Raw genomic sequence first — 16,606 nt, forward strand, 5'->3', positions numbered from 1 at the left:
CGTTGCAGAAACTTCACTTGATTTTCTGCACTGCAGCATATATATGATGGTGACAGGAAACGGGCATCGCTCCTCCCTGCCCGAGCTATGGAGAATGAAGATGACGAAGACCCCCGATATCACCAAAGTCATGCAGGACATGATGGCCTCGTTCCCGGTTGACGCTTCGGCGTTCCAGAACGCCTTCAAGACCCAAGCAGCCATGGGTGAGAAATTCACCAAGGTTGCTCTGGAAGCTGCTGACAAGTCCACCGAGATCAGCTCGAAGTGGGCCAAGGACACCATCGCCAAGCTGACGGAAACCGCCAAGGCCAAGGCTGACCCGTCGGAATACTCGAAAGCCGTGACCGACTTCGCGTCGGCTGCTGCTGAACTGGCCGCTGAAAATCTGGCAGCTTTCGCCGAAGTTGCGAAGAAAGTTCAGATGGAAACCGTCGAGCTGATGCTGGCTGCTGGCAAGGACGCTTCGGAAGAAGCCCAGGCCGCCGTCAAGAAAGCCACCGCCGATGCGACCTCGGCCGTGAAGAAGGCTGCTGCTGCAGCTGCGAAGTGATCTGACAGGCATCCACGGCCCACTCCTCCCGGGCAAGGGGATGCACAGGGGGCGGATCTCGGGGTAACCCGGGGTCCGCCCTATTCTTTTTCTTTGCTTTTTTGTCGACCCGTGGCCTAAGGTTCTGCACATGCACAACGACTGCGGAGGGGCCTGCCATGGCAAACACCGATAAACCGCTTCTGATCAAGCGCTATGCCAGCCGACGCCTCTACAATACCGAAACCAGCGACTACGTGACGCTTGAGGATATTGCAGGTTTCATCCGCGCCGGGCGAGAGGTGCAGATCGTAGATCTGAAATCGGGCGATGATCTGACGCGTCAGTATCTGCTGCAGATCGTGGCCGAGCATGAAAGCAAAGGCGAGAACGTCTTGCCGATCAACGTGCTCACGGATCTTGTTCGATCCTACACCACGGGGATGAATTCGGTTGTGCCGCAGTTCCTCGCCGCCTCGTTCGAGATGCTGCGCGATGGGCAGTCGAAGATGCTGGAAAACCTGACGAATTTCCCGAACCCCATGGCCGCGATGCCGGGCTTTGATGCGATGCGCAAGCAGCAGGAAGCCTTCATGAAGACCATGATGGGTGGCCTTCCCGGCTGGAGCAGCACAGGCCCTGCGCCTGACGATGAGGGGCGGACGCCTGAGGGTGGCACCAGTGACGAGCTTGCCGCCATCAAGAAGCAGCTTGCCGAACTTCAGGCCAAGCTTTCCAAGCTCTGACCGATGACGCAATCCACAGGGCGCGTCACGCTCTGGGGGATCGAGGTCTTTCTTGCCATTGCCGAGGAAGGCTCGATTTCTGCCGCGGCGCGGCGACTGGGGTCCAGCCCATCGGCGGTCAGTCAGCAGCTTTCCGGGCTTGAGACCACGCTTGGCGCGCAGCTGTTTGACCGTGGCGCGCGGCCGGTTCGACTGACATCTGCGGGAATGGTCCTGAGGCGTCACGCGCAAGTGATGGTCAGCGCCGCACATGCGGCGCAGACAGAACTCGCAATGTCAGACCTGACGGGCATCGGTTCGTTGCGCCTTGGGGTGATCGAGGATCTGGACGCCGATGTGACGCCGCGCCTGCTGGCCGAACTTGCGGCCGAGATGCAGACCTGTCGCTTTCTTCTGGAAACCGGACCCAGCCACCGTTTGCGCGACGAGCTTGAGGCGCGCGCGCTCGATATCGTGGTGGCCGCCGATCTGGGCGCCGCGCGCGCACCTGAAACGGGGCTCGAGATCCATCCGCTCATTTGTGATCCGTTCGTCGTGGTGGCTCCGCTGGGATCGGCTGCGGATGCAGAGGCGCTGCGGACGCTTCCCTATATCCGCTATTCGTCGCGCCATCACATGGGGCGACAGATCGGCGCTCATCTTGCGGCCCTGAACCTCGATCCGGCTGGCCGTTTTGAGCTCGACAGCTATCACGCCATTCTGGCCATGGTTGCGGCGGGGCAGGGCTGGGCGATCCTCACGCCGCTGGCCTGGCATCATGTGGCGCGCTTTCAGGCCGATGTCGGCGTATCACCCCTGCCGTTTGGCCGGTTGGAGCGAACGATTACCCTCTGCGCGCGGGCAGGCGCGCTGCAGGGCCTGCCCGCCGCCCTTGCGGCCCGCCTGCGCGCGCAGCTTGACGCGCAGGTCGTGTCACCCGCCCTCGCGCGTTGGCCCTGGATGCGAGAGAGCTTCAGGCTGCTTTAGCCAGCGCCTCTGCCGCCGAGTCGATGAGGGCCGCGGCGATGAAGTGCAGATCGTCTACCGAAAGCCGGGTCGGCAGACGCACGTCGCAGGCGCGCATCAGCATCGCGCGGGTCATCGGCAGATCCGGCATTTCGGGAAGGAACTGCCAGTTCCAGAAGGCGCGCGCATTGTCCTGCGACAGGCCGAACACCTGCACCGTCACACCACGCAGCTTGGCCGCTGCCTGGAAGGCCAGCGCCGCCTCGTCGGTGGCAAAGCCTTTCAGATTGAACTGGATGGAATCCGGGGCGCGCTCTTCGGGGGGCAGCGCATTGGGTACGTCAAAGTAGCCGCTGCCATTCAGAAGCGCGGCTACAAGATCGTGGTTCGCCCGGCCCTTGGCCACGCGATCGGCCAGATGCGGCAGCTGCGGACGGATCACGGCGGCTGACAGATTCTGCATGCGCATGTTGTAAAGCGGCAGTCGGTTCTGCCACAGCATGTAGCTATTCTGCAGGCCCGCGTGCTTTTTCCAATTATGCTCATAGGCGCCCGACATGATGACCGCGCGGGCGGCAAGCTCGGGGTCGTCGGTGACGAGGATGCCGCCTTCGCCTGCGTTGATCATCTTGTAGGACTGAAAGCTGAAGCAGCCGATCTTGCCGATCGTGCCGATCTTGCGGCCATGCCATTCTGTACCAAGACTATGGGCCGCATCCTCGATCACCGGGATGCCGGCGGCATCGGCCAACGCCATGATCGCATCCATATCCGAGGTGTGGCCGCGCATATGCGAGATCATCACCGCGCCTGCACCGGGCAGCTTGGCGGCGAAATCCGCCATGTCGATGCGGTAGTTCGGGCCAACTTCGACGAGAACCGGCACGCAATCGGCATGGACCACAGCCGATGGCACGGCGGCAAAGGTAAAGGCCGGGATCAGCACCCGTGCGCCCCGTGGCAGGTCCAGTGCCTTCAGCGACAGGAACAGCGCAGCAGAGCAGGATGACACAGCCAAGGCATAGCGGCTGCCCAGAAGCTCGGCGAACTCGGCCTCCAGCAATGCAACGGGTGCACCTTCGGGGGCAGTGTAGCGGAACAGATCGCCGCTCGCGAGCAGGCGGTCTATCTCGGCTTTTGCGGCTTCGGGGATCGGCTCGGCATCATAGACATCGGGGGCACGAAGGGCGCCGTCTGCAGCCATTTTCAGCATTCCTGAAACTGTTGTTCCGATTTTCTGTATGCCGGGGCCGCCCGATTCTCCAGCGACAAGTTTGTGACGCTTCGGAAAATCGGGGAAATCCGCCTGCGTTTCCCGCGTGTGGTGGAACGATCTGCCGCCAGATCGGCGGCAGGTCGGATCAAACACCCATCCGGTCGCGCATGGAGAACCAGGTCATCGCCAGCACCAGCAGCGGCCAGCGCATCGCGGCACCGCCCGGGAAGCGGGGCTGCGGCAGGGCGGCCATCAGATCGAAGCCTTCGGATTGCCCGCGCACCGCATCGGACATCAGCTTGCCTGCAAGCGTCGCCAGAGCCACGCCATGCCCGGAATAGCCCGAGGCCGACAGCACATTGGGCGCGACCCGCGTAAAGCAGGGCAGGCGGTTCATGGTGATCGCCAGCGTCCCGCCCCAAGCATAGTCTATCCGCACGTCCTTCAGGTGCGGATAGACCTCAAGCATGGGTTTCGAGACCGTCTTGATGATGTCGGGGAACTTCCAGCCGTAGCTTTCGCCGCCACCAAAGAGCAGTCGGTTGTCCTCGGACAGTCGCCAGTAGTTCACCACGAACTTGGTATCCGCCACGGCCACAGGCTTCGACAGCACCTCGACCGCGCGCGCGCCCAGTGGTTCGGTCGCGACGATGAAGTTGTTGATCGGCATGACCTTGGCCGCGACCTTGCGATCCAGCCCGCCCAGGTAGCCGTTGCAGGCGAGGATGACATGGTCGGCCACCACGCGACCGTGGCCGGTTGCGACAGTTACCTTTGCGCCGTGGTCGATCCGATGGACAAGGCTGCCCTCATGGATCACCGCACCAGCCCGGCTGGCGGCCTGCGCCATCCCGATCGTGAAGTTGAGCGGATGCACATGCCCGGCACCCCAATCGATCTCGCCACCCTTGTAGGCGTCTGATCCGATCAGCGCGCGGATCCCGTCGCGGTCGAGCGGCTCAAGCTGGGTATAGCCATAGTCGCGATGCAGCTTTTCGGCATAGGCGTGCGTATCGCGCACCTCGCGTTCATGCCAGCAGGCATGGGCGACGCCGGGGTGAAAGGTCACCGGCATGGCGTGATCCTTGATCAGACCCTTGACCAGCGCTTTCGCATCCTCGGCCATCTGCCAATAGCGATGGGCGTTCTCGCGCCCGGCGATCTTTTCCATCTGCACCTGATCGAGCCGCTGACCAGATCCAACCTGACCGCCGTTGCGGCCCGAGGCGCCAAAGCCCACGCGATGCGCCTCAAGCACGACCACGCGGCGCCCGGCCTGCGCCAGATGCAATGCAGCGGACAAGCCGGTGTAACCTGCCCCGATCACGCAGACATCGGCATTGACCGTTCCCCGAAGCTCGGGAAACGGGGCAAGCTCTGCGCGCGTGGCCGCGTAATAGCTGGCGGGGTATTGCCCCGCCTTGTCATTGGCAAACAGCAGGTTCATCGTCGCCTCAGACGTTCAAGAGCAGGTGCTCTCGCTCCCACGGGCTGATGACCTGAAGGAACTCTTTGTATTCGTTGCGCTTGACGCTGTCGTAGACCGTGCAGAATTCGACACCCAGTACCTCGCGCAGGGCGGCATCCTCCTCCAGCAAATCCAGTGCATCGCCAAGGTTTGTCGGGATGTCGTCGCTGTCGATATAAGCCGATCCCGAGAATTCGGGCCGCGGCATCTGCTTGGCCTTCAGGCCAATGTAGCCGCAGGCAAGACTTGCAGCGATAGCGAGGTAGGGGTTGCAGTCCATGCCTGGCAGGCGGTTCTCCACCCGGCGTCCCTCAGGAGTAGAGATCGGCACACGCAATCCGGTAGTGCGGTTGTCGCGCCCCCATTCAAGGTTGATCGGTGCCGCAAAGTCCGGGACGTAGCGGCGGTAGCTGTTCACATAGGGCGCCATCAGGGCGATGGCTGCGCTCATGTGGTTCTGCATCCCCGCGATGAAGTGCAGGAAGGCCAGGCTCTCGCCGCCATCGGGGTCAGAGAAGATGTTCTTGCCCGTCGCGATATCGACAATCGAATGGTGGATGTGCATTGCCGAGCCCGGCTCACCCGCAATGGGCTTGGCCATGAAGGTGGCAAAACAGTCGTGGCGCAGCGCCGCCTCGCGGATCATCCGCTTGAAGAAGAAGACATCGTCCGCCAGCCGGACCGGATCGCCATGGGCAAGGTTCAGCTCGATCTGGCCTGCGCCGCCTTCCTGCAGGATGCCGTCGATCTCAAGCCCCTGAGCCTCGGCGAAGTCATAGATGTCATCGATGACCTTGCCGTATTCGTCGACGGCCGACAGCGAATAGGCCTGCTTCTGTGCCGCGCGCCGACCAGAGCGACCCATCGGGGGCTGAACCGGCTGGTTCGGGTCGATGTTGCGGGCAGTCAGGAAGAATTCCATCTCGGGCGCAACAACCGGGCGCAGCCCTTCGGCTTCAAACAGCGCGAGAACACGCCGCAGCACGTTGCGCGGGCTGAACGGTACCGGGTTGCCTTGCTGGTCCTGTGCGTCGTGGATCACCTGCAAGGTGACGTCTGCCGTCCAGGGGGCGGCGGTTGCGGTCGAATAGTCGGGCACGAGGATCATGTCCGGCTCGGTAAAGGCGTCGAAGGGGTTGTCGGCCCATTCGCCGGTGATGGTCTGCAGGAAAATCGAGTTCGGCAGGAAATAGCTGGTCTGCTTGCCGAACTTCGCGGCGGGCATGGCCTTGCCGCGTGCAACACCGGCAATGTCGCCGATGATGCATTCCACTTCATCAATACGACGGTCGGCAATATAGGCACGGGCTGCCTCGGGCAGCTTGGACGTCCAGTCGGACATGGGTCACACTCTTGGTTTGGGCGAGCGGAAGCCGTCAGGCGGCAGTCCGCGACGCCTTGAAGAAATCTGCAATGCGGCGCGCAAGTGCCTGGTCATCGATCGACTGGTCGAGACGCGCGCCCGCCTCAGCCATCAGCGTATCCGGGACAAGGCCCTTGCCCCGGGTCTTCATCAATCCGTCAATGAATTCCGAGCGGAATTCGGGGTGGGCCTGCACGGTGAAGATGCGGTCACCGTAAACCAGCGCGGCATTTTCACAAAAGTCGTTGCAGGCCAGCACCTCGGCCGCATCGGGTTTGCGGGTCACCTGATCCCGGTGCCAGGCATTCAGGCGCAGGGTTTCGCCGTCAAAGTCGTATTCCGTGGGGCCGACAGACCAGCCGCCAGAATAGCGCTCCACCTTGCCGCCAAGTGCCTGGGCCACGATCTGATGCCCAAAGCAGATGCCGACCATCGGCACGGCCTTGGCATAGGCCTCGCGGATGAAATCCTCGAGCGGCGGGATGAAGGCGTGGTCTTCATAGGCGCCGAAGCGCGAGCCGGTGATCAGCCAGCCGTCGCAGTCATTGACCGACTCTGGAAACTCCATATCCAGCACCCGGTAGGTACGGAACGACAGGCCCTGATCCGCCAGCAGGCGCTCGAACATGTCGGGGTAGTCACCCGAGGTGGGTGCCAGAACATCGGGGGCTTCACCGGTTTGCAGAATGCCGATCAGCATGGGGTATCCAGGATAGATGCAGATGAAATCTAGCAATCGGCCCCTGCACAGGGCAAGGGCCGATACCGTGCGGCGCGGGACGAAGCCCGCCCGCGGTTCAGGTCAGACAGTGTCGAGGTAGAGCTCGACAAGCTCTTCGGGGGTCAGCTCGGCCGTGTAGTGCAACTCTTGGCGCTTGGTCTGCACGAGGTTGCGGATCAGCTCTTTCGAGAAGAAGCGATAGAGAATGTCGCTGTTCTCGAACGCGTCGATCGCATGTTCCCAATCGGCAGGGATCTGCGGCAGGTCCATGGCGTAGGCATTCCCGGTGATCGGGGCAGGCGGCTCGACCGCGTCCTCGATCCCGGTCAGCGCCGCACCAAGAATAGCGGTCAGCATGAGATAGGGGTTTACGTCACCCCCCGCGACCCGATGCTCGATCCGGCGTGCAGCCGGGTTGCCCGCGGGGATGCGGACGGCCGCCGTGCGGTTTTCAAAGCCCCAGGCTATCGAGGTCGGCGCATGCTTGCCCGGCACCAGACGGTTGTAGCTGTTCTGGTGCGGCGCGAAGATCAGCGTCGAGTCGTGCATCGCGTTCAGACAGCCGGCAACAGCATGGCGCAAGGTCGCCGTACCCTTCGGCCCGCCACTGTCAAAGATGTTGTCGCCCTTCTGGTCGATGACAGAGAAATGGGTATGCAGGCCAGAGCCCGAGTATTCAGGATAGGGCTTGGCCATGAAGCTTGCGGCGAAGCCGTGGCGACGCGCCAGCCCCTTGACCAGCATCTTGAAGAGCCAGGCATCGTCGGCGGCGCGCAGGGCGTCATCGCAATGCATCAGGTTCACCTCGAACTGGCCAAGACCGGTTTCCGAGGTCGAGGTATCGGCCGGGATGTCCATCGCCTCGCAGGCGTCGTAGAGGTCGGTAAAGAAGCTGTCGAAGGCATCGAGGGCCCGGATCGACAGCGTCTCGGCTGCCTTGCGGCGCTTGCCGGACCGCGGAGAGGCCGGTGCCTGCAGGGTCTTGCCGCTGTCGTCGATCAGGAAGAACTCAAGCTCCATTGCGACGACGGGGGTAAGGCCTCGTTCTTTGTAGCGCTGCACCACTGCGTTCAGCGCATGGCGCGGGTCGCCCTCATAGGGTTGTCCGTTTTCGCGGAACATCCAAATCGGCAGCAGTGCCGTCGGGGCTTCGAGCCAGGGCATTGGCATGAAGCCGCGCTCGGTAGGTTTCAGCACGCCGTCCTGATCGCCCTGTTCAAAGACCAGCGGGCTGTCGTCAATGTCTTCACCCCAGATGTCGAGGTTCAGTACCGAAAACGGGAAACGTGTGCCGTTCTTCACCACGCTTTCGGCAAATCGTGCCGGGACCCGTTTGCCCCGCGCCTGACCGTTCAAATCCGCCGCGGCCACACGGATCGTGCGGACCTCGGGGTGCTTTCTCAGCCAATCCTTCATGCTCATCGTGTCATTCAAGACCCGGGGCACGGGATCACCGCCACATCGACGCCGCGCCTGCGGCCGCCCTGCGGGTGAGGACCATGCCCTTGGCCCTTTCTCCCTTGTCTGATCCTTGCCATCCGCGCCCGCCCATCTGGACAGGGGACGCCATGCCCCACCCGGAGCACGGTTCGGGCGACGGCCCGAAGAATTTGATCAAATACAGGATACTACCGGACCAACTGCGGACGCAAGCGAATTCTGCTGCGTATATTGGACGGAAGGTGCCGATTGAGCATGCGATTAACCAGACCGAAGCCGTAGATCAGGGCAAAGGTCAGCAGGATGAAGTAGAAGGCCACGATCGGATAGGCGACGAAGGGGTTGAAGGTCTTGTCCGCAAAGAAGTTTGCGTAATAGAGCGCGTCACCCCTCTGCTGGAACGCCGGGAAGCCGGAAAAGAACACCAGCGTCGTGGCGTGGAACAGAAAGATCGCCTCATTCGTGTAGGCAGGCCATGCCAGCCGCAGCATCGTCGGCCACTGGATCCGGCGGAACCTGCTCCACCCCGAGATGCCGTAAGCATCGGCAGCCTCAAGATCGCCTTTGGGAATCGACTGCAGCGCGCCGTAAAAGATCTCGGCAGCATAGGCGGATGTGTTGAGAAACAGCACGAACAGCGCACCTGCCCAGGCCGAGGTCATCCAGCTGGTGGGGATGTGCAAGCCAAGGATGTCGATCCCGCCACGCGGCAGCATGACCAGCGCCGAATAGGCGAGGAAGAACTGGATGAACAACGGTGAGCCGCGGAAGACAAAGATGAACCAGTCAGCCGGCTTTTTCAGCCAAGAATTCTTCGAGGCTTTCGCCAGCGCAAGCGCATTGGCGAAGAAGAAGCCGAAGAACAGTGCCAATGCGCCGAAGTAGATGTTCCAGATCAGCCCAGACCCGATCAGGGTAAAGTGCTCGCAAAGCGTGAAGTCGGATTTTGGCAGCAGCTTTTCGCCAAAGCCCAGACTGCGGAAGGCATAGGCCTGTACCGTATCCCAGCAGCTCATTGGGCAGCCCTCCGCATCGCTTCGCCGGCAGCGGTGGCCTGGCCGTGGTTCAGCCGCTTGGCAATGCGCGCAAGCACGATTTCAGAAACGCGGGTCATGCAGAGATAGGCCACGAGAAGGAAGAGGAAGTACCAAAGGCGCCAGTCGGGGTGCGGATAGGCATAGGCCTGCGTCTTGGATCCGCCCAATTCACGCGCCCAATAGACTATGTCCTTGACCCCCAGCAGGAACAGAAGCGGTGTCGCCTTCACAAGGATCAGCCACAGGTTCGACAGGCCAGGCAGGGCATAGGTCCACATCTGCGGCACCAGAACGCGGCGGAACACCTGACCATGCGTCATGCCATAGGCCTCGGCCGTTTCCAGCTGTGCACGCGGCACGGCGTTCATCGCGCCGTAAAGCACGTTGGCTGCAAAGGCGCCAAAGACAATGGCAAAGGTGAAGACCGCCAGAGCAAAGCCGTATAGCTGGTGCCAGAATTGGGGGGCGTCGCCCGGCGGAACCTTTGCCTCGGGGCAGACGCGGAATTCTAGCCCCTGGCGGATCGGTTCGGTCCAGTCAGGGCAGACGATCTTGTGGGTCATCCACTCGATCCCCTGATCGAGCGCGATAACGAAGAACAGGAAGAACACGATGTCAGGAACACCCCGCACCATGGCGGTGTAAATCTTGCCCAGCCACCGCAGGGGCGCCACATGGCTGCGCGCGGCCATGGCCCCGCCAAAGCCGAACAGCAGCGCCGCCGGCGCCGTCACGGCCAGCAGGACGAACACCGTCAGGAATGACCAGTAGAAGTCGATGTGCTTGCCCGAGGTCAGATAGCAAAGAAGCCAGCTGATCCCCTCAAGGCTCTTGGGGTCGGCGCAGGAACTGAACATGGCGATCCGGGGGATAGCGGAATGAAATGCCCCTGCCGATCAGGAAAAATCGGCAGGGGCAGGGCGATCAGAACAGCTTGGTGTCCGGCCCGAAGTGCTTTGTGATCAGCGGGTTCAGGGTGCCGTCTTCCTTCATCGACTTGATGGCAGCATTGAACTTCTCGCGCAGTTCATCATCGCTATCGCGGAACGCCATGCCGACGCCGCCGCCCAGCGGAACGGGCTCACCCACAAAGGTCAGCTCGCCGTTCGATTCTTTGACGAAGGGGGCGAGGTAGTCGAGGTCGGCGAAGACAGCCGCGGCCTCGCCGTTGCGGACCGCAGCCACGGTTTCATCCGGCGTCGCGAATTCGAGCAAGGTGGCGCCCGATTCGGCTACATAGCCAGCCTGGATCGTGCCAACCTGGGCAGAAACAACACCACCCTTGATGTCGGCATCAGCGGTCAGGCCCATGTATGCGCTGTCGGCCGGCGGGATGTAGTTTTCCGAAAAATCGACGACTTTCTCGCGCTCATCGGTGATCGACATGCCGGCGATGATCACGTCGTAGTTGCCCGACTGCAGGTTCGGGATGATCGAATCCCAGTCGTTCGTGACCCATTCGCAGGTCAGGCCGGCGCGTTTGCACAGCTCATCGCCCAGTTCACGCTCGAAGCCAGCGACATTGCCCGCGTCGTCAATGAAGTTGTAGGGAGGGTAGGCGCCTTCGGTGCCAAGACGCACGGTTTGCGCCGCGGCGATCCCGCCCGACAGCGCCAGCAGCGCGGTGGCCAGAAGCAGTTTCTTCATGTGGTAACTCCCGTTGGTGGTTTATTGGTAACTTTTCAGGCCATCGTGGCCGAAAGGAAGCCGCGCAGACGTTCGGTCTGCGGGTTGCCGAACAGGGTGTCCGGCGGCCCTTCTTCCTCGATCTTGCCCTTGTGCAGAAACACGACATGGTCCGACACGTCAGCGGCCAGTTTCATGTCATGCGTCACAATGATCATCGTGCGCCCCTCTTCGGCCAGCGCCTTGATCACCTTGATCACCTCTTGCTCAAGCTCGGGGTCGAGCGCCGATGTGGGTTCATCGAACAGAAGTGCCCGCGGCTCCATGCACAGGGCGCGGGCGATTGCGGCGCGCTGCTGCTGGCCACCGGAAAGCTGCGCGGGCCAGACGTCGGCCTTGTCGGCGATGCCCACCTTGGCCAGATAGCCGCGCGCCTTCTCTTCAACCTCTGCCGGGTCGCGCTTCAGCACCGTCAGCGGCGCCTCCATCACGTTCTGCAGGATCGACATATGTGCCCAGAGGTTGAACTGCTGGAACACCATCGACAGGTTGGTGCGGATGCGCAGTACCTGCGCCTTGTCTGCAGGGTGGCGGTTCAGGCCGGTTCCACGCCAGCGCACGGCCTCGCCCTCGAACAGAATGTCGCCCTGCTGGCTGTCCTCAAGCAGGTTGCAGCACCGCAGCAATGTCGACTTGCCTGAGCCGGAAGACCCGATCAGCGAGATGACATGCCCCTTGGGCGCGGTCATGTCCACGCCTTTCAGCACCTCCAACTGGCCATAGCTCTTGTGAAGGTCACGAATTTCGATCACCGGCACGTCGCGGGCCGGGTTTGTAGCATTCGGTTCGGCTGTCACGTTTACTCGCTTATCGTTGGCCAGATTGGCTCCCTTGGGGCAAGTAGGGCGGAAATTACGGCGCCTTGCAACGGCAATTGTGCCGAAACAATCCGTTTTGCCATCACTTTGGTCAATCTGCCTTTACGGAATGCGCAGGCCTTGCGCGCATTGAACGCGCCCCAATGGCTTTGGCTTTCGCGCCTGACAGGACTAGCTTCGCGCTGCGGCGCTTTGGCGCGCCTCGGCCGATTCCCGGTCGGTCAGACCCAGAAGCGAGGCGGTCAGGCGGATCACCTGATCCTCTTCATCGCCCCTTGCGCCATCGGCCAAGGCGACGGACCAGAGCGCTTCGATCAGCGCGCGACGTTCGTCAAGCGGCACCGCATCCTTCAACGCACGGGTAAAGCGCACGGTGTCGGGGGCCTCGGATTCGAGTGTTTCGGCCTGCTGACGCAGGGCGGCTGCGGCAAAGGGGGAGAGCGCATACATACCGGTCAGCACCCGGTCGATGCGGGTGACCTCTCCGGCCGAATAGTGGTTGTCGGCCCGCGCCACGCGCACCATGAGTGCGGCAAGCGCAAGATGCGCCTCGTCGGCGTTCAATGGGGCAGGGGTCGGGGCCAGCAGGCGGCGCAGGAACTGATCGAACATGGCGCCACATTAGGATGTGACGCGGGGGCTGTCCAATCACGGGAGCGCGGGCGGATCAGCGCAGTTTGCCAAAGATCGTGGAGATTTCTGCCGCTGCATCCGCAAGGCCCCATGGCGGGTTCACGATGAACATGCCCGATCCCACCATGCGATGCCCCTCGCGCACGGGGGGGAAGCGCACCTCATGGCGCAAATGGTCAGGGTGGTCACGCTCAAGCGCTGCCAGCATCGGCAGATGCGCGCCCGAAGTCAGGATCGGATACCACAGCGCGATGATGCCCACGTTCCACTTGCGTGCGACGGCAGAGATGTGGCGCGGGATCTGGGCGTAATCCTCTTTCACCTCGTAGGAGGGGTCGATCAGCAAAAGCCCGCGTCGGGGCAGCGGCGGGGTCAGGGCGAGCGCCACCTCGAACCCGTCGCGGCGGTGCAGATGTGCCCCCCAAGGGGCCATCGTCTCGGCCAGTGCCGCATATTCTTGCGGGTGCAGCTCGGCCAGATGCATCACGTCGCCATCGCGCAGTGATAGCGCAGCCAGCAGGGGCGAGCCCGGATACGCCCGCTCGCCGAACCGCGCGCGCACTTCGGCCAGGCGCCGGCGATAGGGATGATCGGCGGGAAAAGCCTGTTCCAGATGCGCGACGCCACTGTCAGCCTCACCCGTCTTCAACGCTTCGGCGCTGCCCAGGTCATAGAGGCCGCGGCCGGCGTGGCTCTCGATATAGCTGAGCGGTTTGTCTTTGCGCGTCAGGTAATCCAGCATCACGCAGAGCAAAGCGTGCTTCTGGACATCGGCAAGATTGCCCGCGTGATAGATGTGTTGATAGGACAGCATGCGACCGCGTATCGCGGGCCTGGGGCCGAAATCAAGGGGGCGCGCACTTGCGGCGCACCGACAAGGTGATAATCAACGAGAAAAGCGTTTCGAGGGTGCGATGCTAGAGGTTTTCACGCCGGCCGGGTTCACGGCGCTGTTGCAGGTTGTTGGCATCGACCTCGCGCTTGCAGGCGACAATGCCATCGTCATCGGCCTTGCAGCGGCGGGTCTGCCGAAAGAGCAGCGCGCCCGCGCGATCTTTCTGGGGATCATCGCCGCGACGATCATGCGCATTGCCTTTGCCGCCGTCACGACGCAGTTGCTGGAGATCGTGGGGCTTCTCCTTGCAGGCGGCATCCTTCTCCTCTGGGTTTGCTGGAAGATGTGGCGCGAGTTGCGGACCGCCCATTCCGATGAACTCGCCGCGCAAGAGGCGCTGAGCGGCGAGGATCTGGACGCAGATGGCCAGATCGCTGCCGGGGCGCCGCGCAAGACCTTTGTGCAGGCCGCAACCCAGATCGTGATTGCCGACGTTTCGATGAGCCTTGATAACGTATTGGCCGTGGCGGGTGCGGCGCGCGAACATACTTCGGTGCTGGTGATCGGGCTGATCCTGTCGATCGGCCTGATGGGGCTGGCGGCGAGCTTCATCGCACGCCTTTTGAACCGCTATCGCTGGATCGCCTATGTGGGGCTTGCCATCATCTTCTATGTCGCGCTGAAGATGATCTGGGAAGGGGCGCATGAGGTGCGCCCCCTGCTGGTGGCGTGGCTGGGCTAGGGCGTCACGCCCCCGCTGGCCGTGCGCGCATTTCCTGAAAGCGTTCGTACATCATCCGGTATTCGGCAGGCACATCGCGCACGGACAGAATGCCGATGCAGTGCCCGCCCTGCATGACCGGCAAGTGGCGATAGCCGCCCTCGGCGAACTTTCCGATAGCATCGGAAAGGCCTGCGTCGGCACCGACCGTCACGGGGTCTGCCGTCATCGCCTCGTCCACTCGGGTGGTGGCGGGATCGGCATCATGGGCGATGCAGCGCTGGATCACATCACGCTCGGAAAGGATACCGACGAGCTGCTCGCCAGCGAGCACGGCAAGCGCGCCCACATTGAACTGTTCCAGCACATGGGCAGCCTCACGGATCGTGGTTCCAGACTGAACTGATGCCAGTGGTCGATCCCCGATGGCTTCACGCACCGATCGTATGAACATGGCTTGCCTCCTGTCTTTGCATGGGTGAGTGCGGACGTTGGCGTTACGCCTCCATCGCCTCAAGCTCGTCAATGAAGCCTGCGATCATCGACAGGCCCTTGTCCCAGAAACCGGGGTCGCTGGCATCGAGGCCAAAGGGGGCCAGAAGCTCTTTGTGGTGCTTCGATCCGCCCGCCTTCAGCAGGTCGAAATACTTCTCCTCGAATCCCGGCAAGCCGCTGGCGTAGACCGCATAAAGCGCATTCACCAATCCGTCGCCAAAGGCATATGCATAGACGTAGAAAGGCGAATGGACGAAATGCGGGATATAGGCCCAGAAGGTCTCGTACCCGTCCATGAACTCGAACGCATCGCCAAGGCTTTGGGCCTGAACGCTCATCCAAAGGGCGTTGATGTCGTCAGGCGTCAACTCGCCTTCGGCGCGCGCGGCGTGCAGTTTGCATTCGAAATCGTAGAAGGCGATCTGGCGCACGACCGTGTTGATCATGTCCTCGACCTTGCCGGCAAGCAGGGTCTTGCGCTCGGCCGGGCTCTTGGCGCCGTCGAGCAGTTTGCGGAAGGTCAGCATCTCCCCGAAGACGCTAGCGGTTTCTGCCAGCGTCAGCGGGGTGGAGGACAAAAGCTCCCCCTGTGCGGCGGCAAGACGCTGGTGCACACCATGGCCAAGCTCATGGGCAAGGGTCATCACGTCGCGCGGCTTGCCGAGGTAGTTCAGCATCACATAGGGATGCACCGTCGTCACGGTCGGGTGCGCAAAGGCACCTGGCGCCTTGCCGGGCTTCACGCCTGCGTCGATCCAGCCCTTGGTGAAGAACGGCTCGGCCAATTGCGCAAGCTGGGGCGAAAAGGCGGCATAGGCTTCCGAGACCGTCTTGCGGGCGTCCTCCCACCCGACGGTTTTCGGCTGCTCGATTGGCAGTGGGGCGTTGCGGTCCCAGACCTGCAGCTTGTCGAGGCCCATCCATTTGGCCTTCAGCCGGTAATACCGGTGCGAGAGCTTGGGATAGGCTGCAACCACGGCATCCCGCAGCGCCTGCACGACCTCGGGCTCCACATGGTTCGACAGGTGGCGCCCATGCTGCGGCGTGGGCATCTTGCGCCAGCGGTCGTGGATTTCCTTTTCCTTGGCGAGCGTGTTGTGTACGCGGGCAAAGAGCTTGATGTTGCGGTCGAACACCTCGGCCAGGGCCCGCGCTGCCGCCTCACGCTTGGTGCGGTCGGAATCGGTCAGCAGGTTCAGGGTGGATTCGAGGTTCAACTCCTCTTCCTCACCCGCGACCTTGAACATCAGCCCGGCCATCGTCTCGTCAAAAAGCTTGTTCCACGCGCTGGCGCCCACGACGCTCTCGTCATGCAGGAAACGCTCCAGCTCATCCGAAAGCTGGTGCGGACGCATGGCGCGCATGCGGTCAAATACCGGCTTGTAGCGGGCAAGATCGGCATTCGCGGCCAAGAGCGCCTCCAGATGCGCGTCCTCGATCCGGTTGAATTCAAGGCTGAAGAACACCAGCGGCGTGGTGAAGGTGGTCACCTGATCCTGCGCATCGGCCATGAACTTGGCGCGCTCGCTGTCCATCGTGTTCTGATAGTAGCGCAAGCCCGCGTAGGACATGATGCGCCCGGCGGTCACGTCAATCGCCTCATACTCTTGCACGCATTTCAGAAGTGCTGCGGCATCAAGCGACGCGAGCTTGCCTTCATAGGCGGCGGCGAAATCGGCGCAGGCTTTCTCCAGCCACGCCATGTCGCGGTCGTATTCCGGCGCGTCCGGCGCGGGGTAGAGATCGGTCAGGTCCCACTCTGGCAGACCGCCGAGGCTGGCACCCGTGGCATTGGCATCAAAGACGGGGGCGGGCAGGGGAAGGGGCATGGCGGACCTCGGCAGTTGTTTCGCATCATCTAGGTTTGCGCCCCGCCCAAGCGCAACCCTCCGCAGCCGGTGGTTCCGGTATTATTCGCGGGCACCGAGGGCGTTGGAGGGGGGTAAGCGC

17 protein-coding genes are annotated in these 16,606 nt (G+C 62.4%); 4 read left to right on the plus strand and 13 right to left on the minus strand.

Annotated elements, in window-relative coordinates; translation table 11 throughout:
* Positions 1–100 precede the first annotated feature (100 nt).
* From FQU74_RS10745 to FQU74_RS10755, 3 genes are all read left to right on the plus strand, one after another.
* Positions 101–553: a Phasin gene (locus FQU74_RS10745; RefSeq protein WP_146286465.1), complete on the plus strand. Its 453-nt coding sequence runs from the start codon at positions 101–103 to the stop codon at positions 551–553.
* Between the two features lie 158 nt (positions 554–711).
* The gene (gene phaR, locus FQU74_RS10750; protein WP_146286466.1) at positions 712–1,278 is read left to right on the plus strand and encodes a polyhydroxyalkanoate synthesis repressor PhaR; all 567 of its coding nucleotides are present in this window, start codon (positions 712–714) and stop codon (positions 1,276–1,278) included.
* A gap of 3 nt (positions 1,279–1,281) precedes the next feature.
* Positions 1,282–2,244 (plus strand): LysR family transcriptional regulator, encoded by a 963-nt coding sequence (locus FQU74_RS10755; protein WP_146286467.1) that lies wholly within the window; start codon positions 1,282–1,284, stop codon positions 2,242–2,244.
* Here the strand turns inward: FQU74_RS10755 and FQU74_RS10760 are convergent.
* The 11 genes from FQU74_RS10760 to FQU74_RS10810 all read right to left on the minus strand — a co-directional run bounded on the left by FQU74_RS10760 (position 2,231) and on the right by FQU74_RS10810 (position 13,419).
* The gene (locus tag FQU74_RS10760) at positions 2,231–3,427 is read right to left on the minus strand and encodes a DegT/DnrJ/EryC1/StrS family aminotransferase (protein ID WP_146286468.1); all 1,197 of its coding nucleotides are present in this window, start codon (positions 3,425–3,427) and stop codon (positions 2,231–2,233) included. The genes FQU74_RS10755 and FQU74_RS10760 overlap by 14 nt on opposite strands.
* Positions 3,428–3,584: 157 nt before the next feature.
* Positions 3,585–4,886: an NAD(P)/FAD-dependent oxidoreductase gene (locus FQU74_RS10765; RefSeq protein WP_146286469.1), complete on the minus strand. Its 1,302-nt coding sequence runs from the start codon at positions 4,884–4,886 to the stop codon at positions 3,585–3,587.
* Between the two features lie 7 nt (positions 4,887–4,893).
* Positions 4,894–6,249 (minus strand): glutamine synthetase family protein, encoded by a 1,356-nt coding sequence (locus FQU74_RS10770; protein ID WP_146286470.1) that lies wholly within the window; start codon positions 6,247–6,249, stop codon positions 4,894–4,896.
* Positions 6,250–6,283: 34 nt separating this feature from the next.
* Positions 6,284–6,970 (minus strand): type 1 glutamine amidotransferase, encoded by a 687-nt coding sequence (locus tag FQU74_RS10775; protein WP_146286471.1) that lies wholly within the window; start codon positions 6,968–6,970, stop codon positions 6,284–6,286.
* 102 nt (positions 6,971–7,072) lie between these two features.
* Entirely contained in the window at positions 7,073–8,407 is a 1,335-nt protein-coding gene (locus FQU74_RS10780; RefSeq protein ID WP_146286647.1) for a glutamine synthetase family protein, read from the minus strand.
* 212 nt (positions 8,408–8,619) lie between these two features.
* Entirely contained in the window at positions 8,620–9,447 is an 828-nt protein-coding gene (locus tag FQU74_RS10785; protein WP_146286472.1) for an ABC transporter permease, read from the minus strand.
* Entirely contained in the window at positions 9,444–10,325 is an 882-nt protein-coding gene (locus FQU74_RS10790) for an ABC transporter permease (protein ID WP_146286473.1), read from the minus strand. Before FQU74_RS10790 ends, FQU74_RS10785 begins: the two co-directional genes overlap by 4 nt.
* A 67-nt stretch (positions 10,326–10,392) precedes the next feature.
* Positions 10,393–11,115 carry a transporter substrate-binding domain-containing protein gene (locus tag FQU74_RS10795; RefSeq protein ID WP_146286474.1) on the minus strand — a complete coding sequence of 241 codons (723 nt, stop codon included), beginning with the start codon at positions 11,113–11,115 and terminating at the stop codon, positions 10,393–10,395.
* A 35-nt stretch (positions 11,116–11,150) separates the two neighbouring features.
* Positions 11,151–11,951, minus strand: coding sequence for an ABC transporter ATP-binding protein (locus FQU74_RS10800; RefSeq protein WP_146286475.1), 801 nt, complete (start codon positions 11,949–11,951; stop codon positions 11,151–11,153).
* Between the two features lie 192 nt (positions 11,952–12,143).
* Positions 12,144–12,584: a tellurite resistance TerB family protein gene (locus tag FQU74_RS10805; protein ID WP_146286476.1), complete on the minus strand. Its 441-nt coding sequence runs from the start codon at positions 12,582–12,584 to the stop codon at positions 12,144–12,146.
* A gap of 55 nt (positions 12,585–12,639) precedes the next feature.
* Positions 12,640–13,419 carry a 23S rRNA (adenine(2030)-N(6))-methyltransferase RlmJ gene (locus tag FQU74_RS10810; protein WP_146286477.1) on the minus strand — a complete coding sequence of 260 codons (780 nt, stop codon included), beginning with the start codon at positions 13,417–13,419 and terminating at the stop codon, positions 12,640–12,642.
* 100 nt (positions 13,420–13,519) lie between these two features.
* Here FQU74_RS10810 and FQU74_RS10815 point away from each other — a divergent pair, with 100 nt between their 5' ends.
* Positions 13,520–14,182, plus strand: coding sequence for a TerC family protein (locus FQU74_RS10815; RefSeq protein WP_146286478.1), 663 nt, complete (start codon positions 13,520–13,522; stop codon positions 14,180–14,182).
* A 4-nt stretch (positions 14,183–14,186) separates the two neighbouring features.
* On the opposite strand, the gene FQU74_RS10820 is transcribed toward FQU74_RS10815, so the two are convergent.
* Together FQU74_RS10820 and FQU74_RS10825 are read right to left on the minus strand one after the other, a co-directional pair.
* Complete coding sequence (locus FQU74_RS10820) at positions 14,187–14,615, minus strand: CBS domain-containing protein (protein WP_146286479.1); 429 nt, start codon at positions 14,613–14,615, stop codon at positions 14,187–14,189.
* 43 nt (positions 14,616–14,658) lie between these two features.
* Positions 14,659–16,485, minus strand: a complete 1,827-nt coding sequence (locus FQU74_RS10825; protein ID WP_146286480.1) for a M3 family oligoendopeptidase — start codon at positions 16,483–16,485, stop codon at positions 14,659–14,661.
* Between the last annotated feature and the right edge of the window lie 121 nt (positions 16,486–16,606).

This window comes from Gemmobacter aquaticus (assembly GCF_007859075.1).
Lineage (GTDB): Bacteria > Pseudomonadota > Alphaproteobacteria > Rhodobacterales > Rhodobacteraceae > Gemmobacter > Gemmobacter aquaticus.

What these genes read in the sequence shown, in the direction of transcription:
- FQU74_RS10780 (WP_146286647.1), bottom strand. Translation starts at nt 8,407, where the DNA reads ATGAAGGATTGGCTGAGAAAGCACCCCGAGGTCCGCACGATCCGTGTG.
- FQU74_RS10825 (WP_146286480.1), bottom strand. Translation starts at nt 16,485, where the DNA reads ATGCCCCTTCCCCTGCCCGCCCCCGTCTTTGATGCCAATGCCACGGGT.
- FQU74_RS10815 (WP_146286478.1), top strand. Translation starts at nt 13,520, where the DNA reads ATGCTAGAGGTTTTCACGCCGGCCGGGTTCACGGCGCTGTTGCAGGTT.
- FQU74_RS10770 (WP_146286470.1), bottom strand. Translation starts at nt 6,249, where the DNA reads ATGTCCGACTGGACGTCCAAGCTGCCCGAGGCAGCCCGTGCCTATATT.
- FQU74_RS10820 (WP_146286479.1), bottom strand. Translation starts at nt 14,615, where the DNA reads ATGTTCATACGATCGGTGCGTGAAGCCATCGGGGATCGACCACTGGCA.
- FQU74_RS10790 (WP_146286473.1), bottom strand. Translation starts at nt 10,325, where the DNA reads ATGTTCAGTTCCTGCGCCGACCCCAAGAGCCTTGAGGGGATCAGCTGG.
- FQU74_RS10765 (WP_146286469.1), bottom strand. Translation starts at nt 4,886, where the DNA reads ATGAACCTGCTGTTTGCCAATGACAAGGCGGGGCAATACCCCGCCAGC.
- FQU74_RS10810 (WP_146286477.1), bottom strand. Translation starts at nt 13,419, where the DNA reads ATGCTGTCCTATCAACACATCTATCACGCGGGCAATCTTGCCGATGTC.
- phaR (WP_146286466.1), top strand. Translation starts at nt 712, where the DNA reads ATGGCAAACACCGATAAACCGCTTCTGATCAAGCGCTATGCCAGCCGA.
- FQU74_RS10805 (WP_146286476.1), bottom strand. Translation starts at nt 12,584, where the DNA reads ATGTTCGATCAGTTCCTGCGCCGCCTGCTGGCCCCGACCCCTGCCCCA.
- FQU74_RS10795 (WP_146286474.1), bottom strand. Translation starts at nt 11,115, where the DNA reads ATGAAGAAACTGCTTCTGGCCACCGCGCTGCTGGCGCTGTCGGGCGGG.
- FQU74_RS10775 (WP_146286471.1), bottom strand. Translation starts at nt 6,970, where the DNA reads ATGCTGATCGGCATTCTGCAAACCGGTGAAGCCCCCGATGTTCTGGCA.
- FQU74_RS10745 (WP_146286465.1), top strand. Translation starts at nt 101, where the DNA reads ATGACGAAGACCCCCGATATCACCAAAGTCATGCAGGACATGATGGCC.
- FQU74_RS10755 (WP_146286467.1), top strand. Translation starts at nt 1,282, where the DNA reads ATGACGCAATCCACAGGGCGCGTCACGCTCTGGGGGATCGAGGTCTTT.
- FQU74_RS10760 (WP_146286468.1), bottom strand. Translation starts at nt 3,427, where the DNA reads ATGGCTGCAGACGGCGCCCTTCGTGCCCCCGATGTCTATGATGCCGAG.
- FQU74_RS10785 (WP_146286472.1), bottom strand. Translation starts at nt 9,447, where the DNA reads ATGAGCTGCTGGGATACGGTACAGGCCTATGCCTTCCGCAGTCTGGGC.